The sequence below is a fragment of the Hymenobacter frigidus genome, assembly GCF_014640435.1.
In the GTDB taxonomy this organism is placed as follows: Bacteria; Bacteroidota; Bacteroidia; order Cytophagales; family Hymenobacteraceae; genus Hymenobacter; species Hymenobacter frigidus.
In genome coordinates, this window is sequence record NZ_BMGY01000007.1 from 38923 (window position 1) to 56064 (window position 17142).

The following is a 17142-nucleotide window of genomic DNA, read 5'->3' on the forward strand; positions in this document are numbered from 1 at the left end:
CAGGCCACTAACCGTTCAGCCGCAGCCCAATACCGTCGCAAGGTCCGAAGCATTCGGCAAATAATAACGTGACCGGCCGCAATAGCCGCCGCTAGCCACCCGAATCGATACCGGCAATAACTGCCACCTAATCAAATACAAACGGCAAATATTAAGCTTTCAACATATGTTTACTCACGGTCCCCGGAACTACCGGTTTTCTTGGGTAATGCACCGGCTGGCTACCGTAGTGCTGTACCAAACTGACAAACCGATACCCACCGCTTACCCATGCTTCATCAACGTTGCATTATTGAAGCAATTATGGGTGCTTTACATATAAAATCATTAAACAATGGGGCCTTTTTTCGAAAAAGACACAATTTTTTAACCTCAGGTATAATCATCCTGCTAATTAATTGCCCTAGCTTTGTCGGAACAATTCTCACGCTTTGAAACTCATTTTCAACCGTATGCGCATGACATTTTCAGGCCGTTACTTAGTAGCGCCACTTTTGGGAGCCTTGTTATTTTCGAGCTGCTCCAAGTCGGAGCCCACGCCGGAAACCCCTATCGCCGCCGTTGCATCGCAGGACGTGTCGGCCCCCGGCTTCCCCGAAGGATTTGAAACCGGTACTAAAACGGCTTACACCACGGGCAGCGTGACACTGGGCTCGGGGTCCTGGACGCTAAATGACGCCCTGCTGGGCAATACCACGGCCGACCACAAAACCGGGGCGCAGTCGGCCCGCGTCCGCAACAGCGGTTCGCTGAGCATGAACTTTGACCTGACCGGCGGCGCGGGTGTGGTGACCGTAGGCCACGCCCGCTACGGCACCGATGCCAACGGCACCTGGGAGCTGTGGGCCTCCGGCAACAGCGGCGCATCCTACGCCAAAGTGGGCAGCACCGTCACCAGCACCACCACCACGCTCAGCACGGCCTCATTCACGGTAAACCTGGCCGGCACGGTGCGCCTGCAGGTGCGCAAAACCGACGCCAGCACCAACCGCCTCAACTTCGACAACATCACGGTGGAGAGCTACAGCGGCACCACCACGCCCACCGGCGGCAGCAAGAAATTCCTGTTTGACGGCTCGCACGGTGAACTGGCCGGCAACGCCGACTGGGTGCTGGACGTGAACAGCGGCGTGGCCTCGCGCTACCCCACGCCCGCCCAGAGCGGCATCACGAGCAGCTCGCCCGAAACATTCTGGACCGGAGCAGTTTCGGCCTGGGGCGTAGCCCTGGTTAAGCTAGGCCACACCGTGGAGCAACTGCCCACCGGCACGGCCATCAGCTACGGCAACACTGCCAACCCCCAGGACCTGGCCAATTACAGCGTGTTCGTGGTCGATGAGCCCAACGTCATCTTCTCGGCGGCCGAGAAAACGGCCATCATGCAGTTCGTGCAGAACGGCGGCGGCTTGTTTATGATTACGGACCACATTATTTCGGACCGCAACAACGACGGCTACGACTCGCCTCAAATCTGGAACGACCTGATGACCAACAACACGGTGAAGGCCAACCCATTCGGATTCTCAATAAACTCCGACAACATTGTGGAAAACAGCAGCAACGTCCAGACCGGCACCAACCCCATTATGAATGGCTCGCAGGGCCTGGTTTCGCAGCTCTCATTCCACAACGGAGCTACCATGACGCTGAACCCCACCGCCAACACCTCGGTGCAGGGCCTGGTGTGGCGCAGCACCGCCGGCCAGGGCAACAATCTGGCGATGGCCGCCAGCAGCACCTTCGGCACGGGCCGCGTGATGATTATCGGTGATTCCTCGCCGGCCGACGACGGCACCGGCTCGCCCGGCAACACCGTGTATAACGGCTGGGGCGAAAACGTGAGCACGCCCCGCCTGCACCTCAACGCCTCGCTCTGGCTCGCCAAGCTGCAATAGCGTTCGGCTGATTTCACGTAATACCTTTTGATTTTCAAGCCCGCAGCCGCTCCGGCTGCGGGCTTTTTTTGGCCTATCAAGCAGCGCCGGGTAGCCACAGCTGTTACTTTTGGAGCTCATTTCGCTTTGTTTCCAATGAGCTACTCACGTTTTTTCCGGCTGGCAGCTGCTTTGCTCGCCGCCGCGGTTGCCTCGCCGGCCTGGGCCAATACTTCTGTTGTTTCGACAGCTGCTGGCACTACTAAGGCAGCTCCCGGCATCACGCGCATCGACCCGGCTTTTTGGTGGGTGGGCATGAAAAACCCGAAGCTGCAGTTGCTGGTGCACGGCCCCGGCATTGGGAGCAGTACGGCCACGCTAGCCGCCTATCCCGGCGTGACACTGGATGGGGTGCAGAAAATGGAAAGCGCCAACTACCTGGTCATCAACCTCACCATTGGGCCGGATGCCAAGCCGGGCCAGCTTAAACTGGAATTCAAGGGCACCAAAAAACTGACGTATGCCTACGAGCTACGCGCCCGCAACACCGACCCGCAACGCGTGCAGGGCCTCACCCAGGCCGATTTTATCTACATGCTGATGCCTGACCGGTTTGCCAACGGCGACCCGAAAAACGACGTGGTGAAAGGCACCCGCGTCAACCACATTGCTCGCGACTCGATGTATGCCCGCCACGGCGGCGACATTCGGGGCATTCAGAACCACTTTGCCTACTTCAAGCAGCTGGGCGCCACGGCTATCTGGCCCACGCCGCTGGTGGAAAACGACATGCCCAGGGCCAGCTACCACGGCTACGCCGTAACGGACGGCTACCGGATTGACCCGCGCTACGGCACCAACGCCGAGTACGCGCAATTTGTGAAAGCCGCGCACGCCGACGGCCTCAAAGTAGTGCAGGACATCGTACTCAACCACTGGGGCAGCTTCCACTACCTGTTTCTGGACCAGCCGGCGGCCGACTGGTTTCACCAGTTCCCAACCTTCACGCGCAGCAACTACAACGCCTACGCCCTCAACGACCCGCACGGCTCGCAACGGGACAGGATGTTGTACAACGACGGCTGGTTCGACACGACCATGCCCGACGTGAACCAGAGCAACCCACTGGTGGCGACGTATTTGATTCAGAATTTTCTGTGGTGCGTCGAATCGACGGGCATTGACGGCTACCGCATTGACACCTATCCGTATTCGGAGCCGCAGTTCCTCATGGCCTGGGGCAAGGCCATTGCCGACGAATACCCGCAGTTGACGCTGTTTGGCGAAGCCTGGGAAGGCACCGAAGCCGAGCAGGCCTTCTTCGCCCAGAATATCCTGCCGCACGTCAACGGTTTCAAGTCGAACCTGCCGGGCGTGCTCGATTTTCAGGTTGCCTTCGCCATCGGCGACGCGCTCAAAACGGAGAACGGCGACCTCAGCAAGCTCTACCATGCCCTGCAGGCCGACTGGCTGTACGTGGACGCCACGCGCAACGTGCTTTTCCTCGATAACCACGACATGAGCCGGTTCTACTCGGTTATTGGTGAGGATTTCAACAAATTCAAAACTAGTATTGCCTGGCTGCTCACGCTGCGCGGCACGCCCCAGCTGTATTACGGCACCGAGGTGCTGATGAAGAACTTCTCGAACCCCGACGGCAAGGTACGCGAGGACTTCCCCGGCGGGTTTGCGGGGGATAAAACCAATTACTTTGTATCGCGTCCTGGTCAGGCGGGCGAAGCTTTTGACTACGTGAGTAAGCTGGCCAACTACCGTAAGGCGCACCCGGTGCTGAGCTCGGGCAAGTTGATGCAGTTTATTCCGCAGGATGGCGTATACACGTATTTCCGGTACACGGATACTGACTGCGTAATGGTGATTGCCAACAACACCAAGGACGAAAAGAAGGTGGACGGCACGCGCTTCGCGGAACGAACGGATGGGTTTTCGTCCGGCGTGGAGGTGGTGAGCGGGGCGGTCGTCCCGGATTTGAAGACGTTGCGGGTGCCGCCGCACACGGCTTGGGTGGTGGAGTTGCGGAAATAGGTCGTTCTTTGGTTTTTAGCCCGCAGAAGCCGCAGAAGTTTACGCAGATGACGCAGAAGCACGAGAACGATATTTCCTACCTGGTGCGGAAGGCAGCTTATACCATCCATGTGGCGCTCGGGCCGGGGCTGTTGGAATCGGTGTACGAAACGCTATTGTGCCACGAATTGCGGAAATTGGGATTGAACGTGCAAACCCAAGTGCCCTTACCCGTGGTGTATGATGGCCTGAAGCTGGAAAACGGCTTCCGAATGGACCTTCTGGTTGAGCACAAAGTTGTAGTCGAACTAAAGTCCGTCGAAGTCCTGCTCGAAGTGCATCACATGCAACTGCTCACCTACCTCAAACTCTCCGGCTACAAGCTCGGCTTACTTATCAATTTCAACGTGCCTTATATCAAAAATGGCATTTTCCGCAAAGTGAACGGTCTCGAAGAACATTCTGCGTCTTCTGCGCAACCTTCCGCGCCCTCTGCGGGCTAAAAAACCCAGAACGAATGAACGACCTCACCGACCAAGTAGCCATCGTGACCGGCGCTAGCCGCGGCATTGGCAAAGCCATTTCGCTGTTGCTGGCCCTGCAAGGAGCCAAAGTAGTAGCGGTGGCCCGCAGCGAAGATGAGCTCATCGAACTCACGAATAAAACCCAGGGCCTGGGCATTGTGGCCGATGTAGCGGACGAAAGCGATGCCGTACACGTCGTAGCCGAAACCCTGCGCCAGTACGGCCGCCTCGATATCGTGGTGTGCAACGCCGGAGTCGGCTCCTTCAACGAGCTGGAAAACTTCAGCGACGCCGAATGGGACCGGATATTCGACACCAACGTGAAGGGCACTTTCCTGCTCTGCAAGGCCGTGGTGCCGTATTTCAAAGCGCAGAAAAAGGGCCACATCGTGGGCATTACCTCCGACGTAGCCAAGCGCACCTTCGCCCACGGCACGGCCTACGGTGCCAGCAAATATGCCCAGGACGCCGTGCTGGGCAGCCTGCGCAAGGAAGTGCGGCCGCATGGCATCAAAGTCAGCACCATTTACCCCGGCTTGGTCGATACTTACTTCAACGACACCCGGCCCGGCAGCGCCGAAGCCGAAAAAACCCACCTCCGCCCCGCCGACGTGGCCCAGGCCGTGCGCTACGTGCTGGAAGCCCCGGCTCATGTGGTGATTGATGAGCTAATGCTGCATCCGCTCACCCAGGAATGGTAAGGCATCAATGGGTGAATGAGCGAGTGGCTGAATAAGTGAATGTTAAATAATATTTGCTTTCTGCGCGCTTATTCAACCATTCAGCCATTCGTTCATTCACCCATTGACTAACTTGCCGCATCATGAAAAACCTGTTGCTGGCTGGTAGCCTCCTCACTTTGGCTGCTTTCTCATTGCCCAAACTGCCCGTGCCCACAAAACGCACCGCTGCCACCGACCCCAATACCACCGCGGAAGTGCCGCAGGACCACAAGCTGGTAATCTACCAGTTGATGACGCGCCTGTTTGGCAACAAAGTGGCCCTCAACAAGCCCTACGGCACCATTGGCGAAAACGGCTGCGGCAAGTTCAACGACGTTACCGACAAGGCCCTCGACGAGATTAAAAAGCTGGGCGTGAGCCACGTGTGGTACACCGGCGTGATTGAGCACGCCACGATGACGGACTACACCGCCGCCGGCATTCCGGCCGACGACGCCGACGTGGTGAAGGGCCGCGCCGGCTCGCCCTACGCCATCCGCGACTACTACGACGTGGACCCCGACCTGGCCGTGGTGGTGAAAAACCGCATGCCGGAGTACGAGGCCCTCATTAAGCGCACCCACGACCACGGCCTGAAAGTCCTCATGGACTTCATCCCCAACCACGTGGCCCGTTCCTACAAGTCGGACGCCAAGCCCCAGGGCGTAGTGGACCTGGGCGCGCAGGATGATAAAACCAGGGCCTTCGCGCCCAACAACAACTTCTATTACCTGCCCGGCAAGAGCTTCGTGGTGCCCACCGGCTACAACCCGCTGGGTCCGCTGAAAGGCCCGCGCGAAGACGGCAAGTACACCGAAACACCCGCCAAAGCCACCGGCAACGACGTTTTCTCGGAAGCCCCGAGCATCAACGACTGGTTTGAAACCACCAAGCTGAACTACGGCGTGGACTACCAGAATGGGCGCAAAAACTACTTCGAAACCGTGCCTGACACGTGGAAGAAGATGCGCGACATTCTGGTGTACTGGGCCGGCAAAAACGTGGACGGCTTCCGCTGCGACGTGGCCGAGATGGTGCCCGTCGAGTTCTGGGCCTACGTAATTCCGGAGGTGAAAAAGGTGCGGCCGGACATCGTTTTCATCGCCGAAGCCTACAACCCGAAGGAGTATAAAACCTACCTCGACAAGGGCAAATTCGACTACCTGTACGACAAAGTAGGCCTCTACGACGGCTTGCGCAAGCTCATGCGCCAGGAGAGCGGCACCGAGGAAATCACCCGCGTCTGGAAAGAGGAAAGCAACGGTTTTTCGTCGCGCATGCTGCGCTTTCTCGAAAACCACGACGAGCAGCGCATCGCCTCTAAAGACTTTGCCACCGACCCGCGCCGCGCCATTCCGGCCATGGCCGTGACCGCCACCCTGGCCAGCGGCCCCGTGATGCTCTACATGGGTCAGGAGCTAGGCGAGCCCGCCCGCGGCAGCGAAGGCTTCAGCGGCGAAGACGGCCGCACCACGATTTTTGACTACTGGGGCGTGCCCGAGCACCAGAAATGGCTGAACCAGGGCAAGTTCGACGGAGCCAAGCTGAGCCCCGAGCAGAAAAGCCTGCGCGACTTCTACGCCCGCCTGCTGACCATGGCCAGCACCAGCGAAGCCATCCGCAAGGGCCGCTTCTACGAGTTGCAGGACGCCAACAACCTGGGCAAGGAATTCAACCAGCGCCACCTCTACGCCTACCTCCGCTTCACTGACAAGCAAAAGCTGCTGGTGGTGGTGAATTTCTCAGCCGACAAAACCTACAAGCCCGTCATAAGCCTCCCCGCCGAGGCCATTGCGGCGGTGGGCCTGAGCACCAAAAAATTCTACACCTACACCAACCTTCTTGCCGACGAGGAGCCCCGCAACGCTCTAAACCTGACGCTGGCTCCGCTATCTGCCTATATTTTTGAGATAAAGCCCCGGTAACCTTGCCGTAGTGCGCAGGTAAACTGCTAAATTTGAAGGCTGCCATGTTCGGAAAATCCGAATGTGGCAGCCGCTCTTTTTTCCTGGCAATTCCCACTATATCCGATGGCATCTGTTGCTGCGGCCCCGGCCACGAGTACCCACAAGAAGCCCCGCCTGAGCTTCTGGCAAGTCTGGAACATGAGCTTCGGCTTCATGGGCATCCAGTTTGGCTTTGCGCTGCAAAACGCCAACACCAGCCGCATTTTCTCCAACCTCGGAGCCAATGCCGACGATATCCCGATTTTGTGGGTGGCCGCGCCGCTCACCGGGCTCATCGTGCAGCCCATCATCGGCTACCTGTCCGACCGTACCTGGAGCCCGCGCTGGGGCCGGCGGCGGCCGTTTTTTCTGATTGGCGCGGTGCTGGCATCGCTGGCCATGCTGGTCATGCCCAACTCGCCCACCTTGTGGATTGCCGGTGGCATGCTCTGGATAATGGACGCCTCCATCAACATCAGCATGGAGCCGTTTCGGGCCTTTGTGGGCGATAAGCTGCCCAGTGAACAACACACGACGGGGTTTGCCACGCAGTCGTTTTTCATCGGCATCGGGGCCGTGGTGGCGTCGCTGCTGCCCACCATTCTCACCAAGTTTGGCGTAGCCAACGAGGCCGCCGCCGGCATTGTGCCCAACTCGGTAAAGTATGCCTACTACCTCGGGGCAGCCGCGTTTCTGGCTTGCGTGCTCTACACGGTGTTCACCACCACCGAATACCCCCCGGAGGACATGGCCGCCTTTGAGCGCGAAAAGAGCCGCGTCACGCTTTGGGAGGGCATTAAGGAAACCTTCACCGGCGTGCTGCACATGCCCAAGGTGATGAAGCAGCTGGCCTCAGTGCAGTTCTTCACGTGGTTTGGGCTGTTTTGCATGTGGATTTTTACCACCCTGGCCGTCACCAAGCACCTCTACCACACCACCGACCCGAAGTCAGCCGCCTTCAACGAAGGGGCCAATTTTGTTGGGGTGGCGTTTGCCGTGTACAGCGGCGTTTCGGCGGCGTTTAGCTTATTACTGCCCGCCGTTGCCCGCAAAGTCGGCCGCAAGCTCACCCACATGCTCTGCCTCACGGCGGGCGGGCTGGGCCTGCTATCGGTGGCTTTCATCACCGAGCCGTGGATGCTGTACGTGTCCATGATTGGCGTGGGCATTGCCTGGACCAGCATTCTATCGGTGCCGTACGCCATGCTGGCGGGCGTGATTCCGGCCAACAAAATGGGCCACTACATGGGCGTCTTCAATGCCTTTATCGTGATACCGCAGGTGTGTGCTTCGTTGGGCCTGCCATTCGTGATGAAGCAATTTCCTTCGCTCGACCCGCTGAACGTGGTGGTGCTGGGCGGCGTGCTGATGATAATTGGCGGCCTGCTCACCCTGCGCGTGTCCGACGACGAAAAAATCCACTTAGTAGCCGAAGGCAACCAAGCCCTGGCCCCGGCCTACGAAACCCCGGCCACGCCGAATCCGGCGATGTAGCGCGGCCCTATTTGCTTCTACTAAAAGGCGGCTCGTATTCACGGGCCGCCTTTTTTTAAGCTGTAATCAGCGCCTCCGCCACTTCGCGCCCGGTGGCCAGCGCGGCGTTCAATGAAGGATAAGCGGCCCAGTCGCCGCAGCGGTAGAGATTCTCCGCCAGCTTCAGGGGCTGCTGCGCGGGGTGGCCGGCCAGGTACACGGGCAGCGCCGCCGGAATGCGGTAGCTGCGCAGGTGCTCCCAGTCCCGAGCGGCCGGCCCGAACCACGCGGCCAGCTCCTCGCGTAGCTTGGCGATGATTTCGGCCTCGCTCAGGCTGCGTTCGCCGTGGGTGCTCACCGATACCAGCGCACGGCCGGCCGGGGCGTAGGCCCCGCTCACGTCGGCCGGAAAAGCCACGTTGTGAGCCAGCGAACCGGGAGCGGCATTCAGGCGCAGGAGCTTATCGTTGCGGCCCGGCGAGTGGCCACCGGGCGTGGCAAAGTACGTGCAGGTAGTAATGCGGGCCGCCGTGGGAAAGCTGGCGGCCGGCGTGCTGACGGTATCGTCAGCATTGCCACTACGGCCGGCCAGCAGGCGCAGAGCAGTCAGGCCGTCGGTGGCCAGTACCACGGCCGACGCTTCCAGTACCTGCCCGGTAGAAAGGCGCACCTGCGTACCATCGACAATACCAGCCACTGCCGAATTGAGCCGCACCGTGCCCGCGGGCAGGCGCGAAGCCAGCTGCTCAGGCAGCTGCTGCATGCCCAGGGCCGGTACGGCGGCCTCACCGGTCACAAACTGCTGAAACACGAACTCAAAGAAGTTGCTGGCCGTGGTGAGCTCCCGGTCCAGGAAAACACCGCCAAAAAACGGCTTGAAAAACGTGTTTATCATCTGCTCGCTCCAGCCGTAGCGCTGCAGAAAGCTGAGGGTATCGGTAGCGGGCCGGGCTATTAGCTCCTCGGGCGTGTACTTCAGCAAGTGCCGCACCAGGCTAATGATGCGCAGCTTGTCGGACAAGCTGCCAATGGGCGAGACGAGTGCCGTGAAAGCCGCCAGCGGCCGCTGCAATGGGTTTTGCAGGGTGGTTTCACGGCCATCGGGCAGCCGGATAACGGCCCCGGAACGAAAGGCTTTCAGGTTCAGCGCATCGTAGTCGAAGATGCGCCGGGCTTCGGGATAATTGGTGAGCATCACCTGAAAGCCCCGGTCGAGCCGAAAGCCTTCGGGCGTGACGTCAGTGCGCACGCGGCCGCCTGCCGCATCGGCGGCTTCGAGCACCAGCACGGCGCGGCCAGCGCGGTGCAGCCAGGTGGCGCAGGCCAGCCCCGCCATGCCAGCGCCGATGATAATAACGGGTTTCGAAGAGGAAGTCATGAAACAGAATTAGAAAAAGCTACCCGACCTTCAGCCCTACCGGCCCAGGCCAAACCCTTGCTTACACGCTTGAATCGGCTCGTAGCCGAAGTGGAGGTACCGTAAAAGTACCCGAGTGACTGGCCGACAGCCTTTCTCCCTCACATTCAGTCATTACGCCGCCACAGCCTCGCCAGCACCGGCCTCAGAATAGCTTGGGCATCTTGTGTTCCTTCCACTTCTTGCGGGTTTTCATCGTCCAGAATTCGGCCACGCCGGAGCGCTGCAGGCTGAGCTGCCAGGCTCCCATGGGCTGGCCCAGTTGGTAGCCGGTGGCCCTGTCCTGCGGGAATTTCTGTTTGATAATGGCGTAATCAGCGGCCGAAATATCCTTGCCCACTTCGCCGTGGCAGCGCAGGCAAAGCTGGTTGTTCAGCACAATGGGCCGCTGGTAGAAAAACACTTCCTGCGAGAGCCGCTTGATGGTGCGCACGGTATCCGGGCTCATTTCCTCGGCCAGCAGCGGGGCCAGGCTGGCGGGGTTGCGCGGCCGCTCGCTCACGCGGTGCGCCACGGCCTTGAGCACGCCCGCCAGCGAATCGACGGCTCGATACGTTTCGGGGCGGCAGAACGCGGCTGCCCGCGCCACTCCCCCGACGGCCAACTCGCGGGCCAGCGTGCGGCGCAGCAGCGTATCGGCGGTGGCGGTGAGGGAATCGCCAGCCCAGCGGGTGGCGCGCAGCAAGTCATTGGGCATAATGCGCTTCACCTCCCAGTTGGCGGTTTCGATGCCGATGCGCTTGCTGTCTTTGAGGTGTTCCACCTGGTCGGGCCGGCAGGCCACCGCAGCCACCAACAGGACCAAAAGGGTACAGCCGGACACCACAGTCCGCTTGGCGACTTCAAGTTTCAAAGCAAATTTTGGCAACATACTTTTCAATAGCAAAAGCAACAGCTGATTTTACGCAAAGGTCGAAACTTCACTGCTTAACCCCAACACCGTTTCCGGACCGGCCGTGCCAGGGCACGCTTCTACAGCAAGTGGGCCTTCAGTTCCTCGTAGTTAACCGCCATGGGCACACTTCGTTTAATGCGGCCCTGCAAGGCCCGCACTACTTCCGGCAACTCAATGGCCCGGCCCAGCACGGGCTCCACCACACCGGGAAATTTGACGGGGTGCGCCGTGGCGAGAATCATCCCAGCAGCGGCCTCGGGGTGCCGGGCCTGGTAGCGGCGTAGTGCCGCGTAAGCCACCGCGCCGTGCGGGTCGAGCAGGTAGCCGTGCTGCTCCCACACCTGCCGGATGGTGGCCACGGTATCAGCGTCGCTCACGGTATCGGCGCTAAGGGCGGAGCGCAGCCGGCCCAGGTCGTTATCGAACAGCTCCAGAATGCGCACGAAGTTGCTGGGGTTGCCCACGTCCATGGCGTTGGAGAAGGTGGGCACGGCCGGGCGGGGCGCGTAGGTGCCGGTGCGCAGGTAGGCCGGCACGGGCTCGTTGGCGTTGCAGGCCGCGATGAAGTGCCCCAGCGGCAACCCCGACGCCTGGGCCAGCAGCCCGGCGCACAGGTTACCGAAGTTGCCGCTGGGCACGGCTACAACGGGCGCGGGCGCACCGGCCGGCCACTGCTGCATGGCGAAGCAATAGTACAGCTGCTGGGGTAGCCACCGCGCCACGTTGATGGAGTTGGCCGACGTGAGGAAGCGCCGCCGGGCCAGCTCGGGGTCCAGAAACGCCTGCTTCACCAGCGCCTGGCAGTCGTCGAAGGTGCCACTCACTTCCAGCGCCGTGATGTTCTGGCCCAGCGTGGTGAGCTGCTGCTCCTGCACGGGGCTGACTTTACCCGACGGATACAATATCACCACTTCCACGCCCGGCACGCCCAAGAAGCCGTTGGCCACGGCCCCGCCGGTATCGCCGGAAGTGGCCACCAGCACGGTCACGGGCGGCGTGTCGCCGGCTTTGGCAAAATGGCCCATGCAGCGGCTCATAAACCGCGCCCCCACGTCCTTGAACGCCAGCGTGGGCCCGTGAAACAGCTCCAGCGACGATACCCCATCCACCACTGCCACCAGCGGAAAGGCAAAATCCACAGCTTCGGCGCAGATGCGCTGCAAATCAGCCGTGGGAATGGTGCTGCCCACGAACGGCTGCATCACGTGCAGGGCCACGGTGGCTTTGCTCAGCCCGCGCAATTCGCGCAGGAAATCCGAAGAGAACTTCGGGATGGTTTCGGGGAAGTACAACCCGCCATCGGGAGCCTGTCCGGTGATGGTGGCCGTGCGAAAATCAACCAGCGGTGATTGGTGACGGAGGCTGTAGTATTTCATTTGACAGTTATCAATACCAAAAGAACGCATGTTGAAAAGAACGTCATGTCGAGCGCAGCCGAGACATCTCGCTTGGAGTAGTAACTCAATCGTTCACCGTTCGAATTGACTGATTGTTGCTGCGAGGGAGATGTCTCGGCTGCGCTCGACATGACGTTCTTTTCGACATGACGTTCTGATTTTACAATGATTCTTATCATTCCGCTACCACCCGCGCCCCTTCCGTACCCACGGGCCCCACGTATACATTGAATGCAATTCCCAGTTCCGCGAACACGCTGCCCAGCGCCGCACCCACGGCCCGCGCCGTTTCCTCGGTCCGGTTCAGCATAAAAATCGACGGCCCCGAGCCCGAAATGCCCCCCCCGATGGCCCCGGCGGCCAAGGCCCGCTTCCGCGCCTCGGCCAGGCCGGGAATAAGCGGCAGGCGCGCCGGCTCCACAATATAGTCGTCCAGCGAGCGGCCGATGAGGTTGTAGTCGGCCGTCAGGAAGCCCGCTACCAACCCGGCCACGTTGGCCCACTGCCGCACGGCCAGGCCCAGCGGCACGGCCGCCGGCAGCACCTTGCGCGAGTCGCTGGTTTTCACTTCGATTTGGGGATGCACCACGGCCACCCACAAGGGCGGGGCGGGCAGGGCAATGATGTCGAGCACGGGCTCCACGGCCCGCACCACCGTGAAACCACCAAAAATGGCGGGCGCGATGTTATCGGCGTGCCGCGCGCCGCAGGCCACCACTTCGCCGGCCATCGCAAATTCCACCAGCTGCATTTTAGTGAAGCGGTTGCCCAGCAGTGCGTTGGCTGCCACCACCGCGCCCACGGCGCTGGCGGCACTGCTGCCAACGCCGCTCCCCGGCTTGATGCCTTTAGTGATTTCTACGTCGAATCCAATAGTTTCAGGCACTTCCTGCAGCAGCATCAGCAGGGCCACACCGGCCACGTTGCGAGTTGCCTCGGTGGGCAGATTGTAGCCGTCGAGGTGCTGAATACGCACGCCCGGCTCGGGGCTGCGGGTGAGGCGAATGGTGTCGTAGGGCGCGGCCAGGGCGAGGCCAAATACGTCGAAGCCGCAACCCAGGTTGGAGAGCGTGGCGGGAGAGTGAACGAGAACGGAATTGAGCATGAAGGGTTGAATTAAAAATCAAATAATGAAGCATTAAAGATGACCTTGGCCGTCCTCCTTCATCACCCAATTTTTAATTCTTCATTTTTAATTTTTAATTAATTTACAGCCTGGCGGCCCGCACGATATCCGCGAACACGCCGGAGGCCGTGACCTCAGCCCCGGCCCCGGCGCCCTTCACCACCAGCGGCTGGTCCACGTAGCGGTCGGTGTTGAAGAGCACCACGTTGTCCTTGCCGCGCAGGTCGTACAAGTCGTGGCCGGGTGCCACGGCTTGCAGGCCCACGGCGGCGCAGCCCTCGGCGTAGCGGGCCACGAATTTCAGGCGCTTGCCGGCCGCAGTAGCCGCTTCATACAGCCCCCGAAAGTGCGCTTCGTGCGCCGCCATCTGGGTGTAGAACGCTTCCACATCGCCCTCCAGACAAGCCGGTGGCAGGAAGGTTTCGATTTCGATATCCGCCATTTCCATCACCTCCCCGGCTTCGCGGGCCAGAATGAGGATTTTGCGGGCCACGTCGCTGCCGCTCAGGTCGAGGCGCGGGTCGGGCTCAGTGTAGCCTTCAGCCTGGGCCTGGCGCACCACGTCGGCAAAGGGCCGGGTGCCGTCGTAATTATTGAACACGAAGTTGAGCGTGCCCGAGAGCACGGCTTCCATGCGCCGCACCACGTCGCCGCTGCGCGTGAGGTCATTCAGCGTGCCGATTATGGGCAGGGCCGCGCCCACGTTGGTTTCGAACAAGTAGCTGGCGTTGAATTCCTTCGACAGATTTTTGAGGCGGGCATACAGCGCGTATTCCGACGAGGCGGCCACCTTGTTGCAAGCCACCACGGCCACGCTCTTGGCCAGCAAATCGGCGTAGATGCCCGCCGCGGCGGGGTTGGCCGTCACGTCCACGAAAATGGAGTTACGCAGGTTGCGGCCGATGATGAGTTGGGTGAACTCGGCCAGGGTTTGGGCTGGGGCGGCGGCCAGCGCTTCGGGCCAGGCGGTCAGGTCCAGGCCCTCGTCGTTCACCAGGCAGTGCTGGCTGCTGGCAATGGCTACCACGCGCACCTGCAAACCCAGCTTCTCCAGCAAGTGCTGCTGCTGCCGGGCCAGCTGCTCCAGCAGTTTGCTGCCCACGTTGCCCGGCCCGAGAATGAACAGGTTTACCTGCTTCACCGTGGCCTCAAAAAAGGCCTCGTGCAGCACGTTGATAGCCTTGCGTACATCGGCCGCCCGAATCACGGTTGAGATGTTCTTCTCCGAAGCGCCCTGCGCGATGGCCCGGATATTCACCCCGTTCTGCCCCAGCGCGCCAAACAACTTGCCGCTGATGCCGGGGTGGTCCTTCATGTTTTCGCCCACCAGCGCCACAATGGCCAGGTCCTGCTCAGGCCGGAGCGGCTCGATGCGGCCGGCCGCGATTTCGTGCGCAAACTCTTCATCGACCGCGACCTGGGCCAGCGCGGCGTCCGGCGCGTTCACCCCCACGCAAATGGAGTGCTCCGACGAGCTTTGGGTAATGAGCACTACGTTGATGCGCTCCCGGGCCAGCGCCGCAAACAGCCGCTTCGAGAAGCCCGGGATGCCCACCATGCCGCTGCCTTCCAGGTTCAGCAGCGTCAGGTTGCCGATGCTGGAAATGCCCTGCACCACAGCGGCAGTGCGCGGCGGACTCACTTCTACCAGCGTGCCATGGTCGTCGGGCGCGAAGGTGTTTTTAATCCACAGCGGAATGCCGCGCTGCATGACGGGCTGAATGGTGGGCGGGTACAAGACTTTCGCACCAAAATGCGACAGCTCCATGGCTTCCTGATACGAAATGCGGGCGATGGGCCGGGCGCTGCGCACCAGGCGCGGGTCGGCGGTCATCATGCCGCTCACGTCGGTCCAGATTTCGAGCTTGTCGGCGCCAAGCGCGGCGGCCAGCAAGGCGGCCGTGTAGTCGGAACCGCCACGGCCCAACGTGGTAACGGTGCCGTGGGCATCGGCGGCGATAAAACCGGGCACGACCCACAAATCACCGGGGTGTTGAGCCTGAAAATCCCTTACCAGTTTCTGCGTGGCCACAACATCTACTTCCCCGTTGCCAAAGCGCGAGTTGGTGCGAATAAGCTGGCGGGCATCGGCCCATATCGTATCGGGCCAGAGGCTATGAAAATGCAGCTCCACCAACTGCGACGATAGCAGCTCGCCGTAGCTCATCAGTCGGTCCAGCGTGCGGTTCGATAATTCCCGAAGCGCCGCAACACCGTCGCAGAGGCGGTGCAACTCCACAAAGGCATCCATAATCAGGGCCGTAGCGGTGCCAAGGGATGCCGGGGGCAGCTGTAGTTCCTGGGCGGCTTTCAGGTGGCGCTGTTCGAGCTGCTGCAAAATGCCTTGGTAAGCACCAGTGCCTTTGGCGGCCGTCCTTCCGGCGTTAATCAGCGCATCGGTAGTCCCGCCCAGGGCCGAGACTACTACCACAACTGGCCCTTGCTCCAAGGCCTTCAGCGCAATGGCGCAGCTTTTACCAATATTCTCAGCGGAAGCCACCGACGTACCCCCAAATTTCAACACTTGCATACACGCTGCCCGCCGGGCCATTACTCAGGTAATAGTCTGAATGAACGCCCCGCCTACATAGCGGTGTTTAGATTCAGTATCTTTGCAAACTACTGACTAATTCCCGAACACCCGATGCTCGATAAACTAGAAGCCATCAGCCAACGCTACAATAACGTTAACGAGGAGTTGATGCAGCCCGACGTGATGTCGGACCTCAAGCGCTACAAGGCCCTCAACAAAGAATACAAGGACCTGGGCAAGATTGTAACCGAGTACCGCAACTACCAGGGCGTGCTCAGCAATATTGAAAATGCCCGCCTGGTAGTTTCGACGGAGAAAGACGAAGACTTCCGCCAGATGGCCAAGGACGAGCTCGATGAGCTGCAGCCCGAGCAGGAGCGCCTCGAAGGCGTTATCAAAGACCTGCTGCTGCCCAAGGACCCGAACGATTCGAAGGACGTGATTATGGAAATCCGGGCCGGAGCGGGCGGCGATGAAGCAGCCCTGTTTGCCGGCGATTTGCAGCGCATGTACATGCGCTTCGCCGAAAAGCAGAACTGGAAAATGGAGCTCATCGATGCCATGGAAGGCACCGCCGGCGGCTACAAGGAAATCATCGTGGCCGTGCGCGGCGAAGACGTGTACGGCAAGCTCAAGTTTGAGAGCGGCGTGCACCGCGTACAGCGCGTGCCGGCCACCGAGACGCAGGGCCGCATTCACACCAGCGTGGCATCCATTGTGGTGATTCCGGAAGTGGAGGAGTTCGACATCGAGCTGAACATGGGCGACATCCGCAAGGACTATTTCTGCTCCAGCGGCCCCGGCGGCCAGTCCGTGAACACCACATACTCGGCCGTGCGCCTCACCCACTTGCCCTCCGGCCTCGTGGCCCAGTGCCAGGACCAGAAATCGCAGCTCAAGAACTTCGACAAGGCCTTGGCCGTGCTCCGCTCCCGCGTGTACGACATGGAACTGGCCAAAAAGAACGAAGCCGACGGCCTGGTGCGCAAAAGCATGATTGGCGGCGGCGACCGCAGCGACAAAATCCGCACTTACAACTACCCACAGGGCCGCGTCACGGACCACCGCATTGGCTACACGGTGTACAACCTGGCCAGCGTGATGGAAGGCAACGTGGACGACTTTGTGGAGCAGCTGCGCATTGCTGAAAGCGCCGAGCGCCTGCAGGAAGGCGTGACGAAATAATGAGGATATTCAGGAAGTAAAAAGC

General features: G+C 60.5%; 12 protein-coding genes. 7 read left to right on the plus strand and 5 right to left on the minus strand.

From position 1 onward, the window contains the following. Positions 1-494 precede the first annotated feature (494 nt). The 6 genes from IEW17_RS05385 (at position 495) to IEW17_RS05410 (ending at position 8585) form a co-directional block, all read left to right on the plus strand. Positions 495-1895 (plus strand): hydrolase, encoded by a 1401-nt coding sequence (locus tag IEW17_RS05385; protein ID WP_188561008.1) that lies wholly within the window; start codon positions 495-497, stop codon positions 1893-1895. A 135-nt stretch (positions 1896-2030) separates the two neighbouring features. After that, on the plus strand, positions 2031-3920 hold the full coding sequence (locus IEW17_RS05390; RefSeq protein WP_188561009.1) for an alpha-amylase family glycosyl hydrolase: 1890 nt from the start codon (positions 2031-2033) through the stop codon (positions 3918-3920). Between the two features lie 47 nt (positions 3921-3967). Next, complete coding sequence (locus IEW17_RS05395; RefSeq protein WP_188561010.1) at positions 3968-4402, plus strand: GxxExxY protein; 435 nt, start codon at positions 3968-3970, stop codon at positions 4400-4402. Between the two features lie 14 nt (positions 4403-4416). After that, on the plus strand, positions 4417-5124 hold the full coding sequence (locus IEW17_RS05400; protein WP_188561011.1) for an SDR family oxidoreductase: 708 nt from the start codon (positions 4417-4419) through the stop codon (positions 5122-5124). Between the two features lie 122 nt (positions 5125-5246). Further along, positions 5247-7070, plus strand: a complete 1824-nt coding sequence (locus tag IEW17_RS05405) for an alpha-amylase family glycosyl hydrolase (RefSeq protein WP_188561012.1) — start codon at positions 5247-5249, stop codon at positions 7068-7070. Between the two features lie 105 nt (positions 7071-7175). Next, entirely contained in the window at positions 7176-8585 is a 1410-nt protein-coding gene (locus IEW17_RS05410) for an MFS transporter (protein ID WP_229748826.1), read from the plus strand. Positions 8586-8640: 55 nt separating this feature from the next. Here IEW17_RS05410 and IEW17_RS05415 read toward each other — a convergent pair whose 3' ends face one another. The 5 genes from IEW17_RS05415 to thrA form a co-directional block, all read right to left on the minus strand. Continuing rightward, positions 8641-9942: a protoporphyrinogen/coproporphyrinogen oxidase gene (locus IEW17_RS05415; protein ID WP_188561013.1), complete on the minus strand. Its 1302-nt coding sequence runs from the start codon at positions 9940-9942 to the stop codon at positions 8641-8643. A 184-nt stretch (positions 9943-10126) separates the two neighbouring features. Then, positions 10127-10834, minus strand: coding sequence for a c-type heme family protein (locus tag IEW17_RS05420; RefSeq protein WP_188561014.1), 708 nt, complete (start codon positions 10832-10834; stop codon positions 10127-10129). 119 nt (positions 10835-10953) lie between these two features. After that, positions 10954-12252, minus strand: a complete 1299-nt coding sequence (thrC, locus tag IEW17_RS05425; protein WP_188561015.1) for a threonine synthase — start codon at positions 12250-12252, stop codon at positions 10954-10956. A gap of 196 nt (positions 12253-12448) precedes the next feature. Next, entirely contained in the window at positions 12449-13378 is a 930-nt protein-coding gene (locus IEW17_RS05430; protein ID WP_188561016.1) for a homoserine kinase, read from the minus strand. A gap of 103 nt (positions 13379-13481) precedes the next feature. Beyond that, positions 13482-15950 (minus strand): bifunctional aspartate kinase/homoserine dehydrogenase I, encoded by a 2469-nt coding sequence (gene thrA / locus IEW17_RS05435; RefSeq protein ID WP_308420599.1) that lies wholly within the window; start codon positions 15948-15950, stop codon positions 13482-13484. A 93-nt stretch (positions 15951-16043) separates the two neighbouring features. On the opposite strand from thrA, the gene prfA reads away from it, so the two are divergent. Continuing rightward, the gene (prfA, locus tag IEW17_RS05440; RefSeq protein WP_188561018.1) at positions 16044-17117 is read left to right on the plus strand and encodes a peptide chain release factor 1; all 1074 of its coding nucleotides are present in this window, start codon (positions 16044-16046) and stop codon (positions 17115-17117) included. Positions 17118-17142: the final 25 nt, after the last annotated feature.

Coding starts and splice junctions, on each gene's coding strand:
- IEW17_RS05395 (WP_188561010.1), top strand. CDS start 3,968: ATGACGCAGAAGCACGAGAACGATATTTCCTACCTGGTGCGGAAGGCA.
- IEW17_RS05415 (WP_188561013.1), bottom strand. CDS start 9,942: ATGACTTCCTCTTCGAAACCCGTTATTATCATCGGCGCTGGCATGGCG.
- IEW17_RS05390 (WP_188561009.1), top strand. CDS start 2,031: ATGAGCTACTCACGTTTTTTCCGGCTGGCAGCTGCTTTGCTCGCCGCC.
- prfA (WP_188561018.1), top strand. CDS start 16,044: ATGCTCGATAAACTAGAAGCCATCAGCCAACGCTACAATAACGTTAAC.
- IEW17_RS05400 (WP_188561011.1), top strand. CDS start 4,417: ATGAACGACCTCACCGACCAAGTAGCCATCGTGACCGGCGCTAGCCGC.
- IEW17_RS05405 (WP_188561012.1), top strand. CDS start 5,247: ATGAAAAACCTGTTGCTGGCTGGTAGCCTCCTCACTTTGGCTGCTTTC.
- thrA (WP_308420599.1), bottom strand. CDS start 15,950: ATGGCCCGGCGGGCAGCGTGTATGCAAGTGTTGAAATTTGGGGGTACG.
- IEW17_RS05410 (WP_229748826.1), top strand. CDS start 7,176: ATGGCATCTGTTGCTGCGGCCCCGGCCACGAGTACCCACAAGAAGCCC.
- IEW17_RS05430 (WP_188561016.1), bottom strand. CDS start 13,378: ATGCTCAATTCCGTTCTCGTTCACTCTCCCGCCACGCTCTCCAACCTG.
- thrC (WP_188561015.1), bottom strand. CDS start 12,252: ATGAAATACTACAGCCTCCGTCACCAATCACCGCTGGTTGATTTTCGC.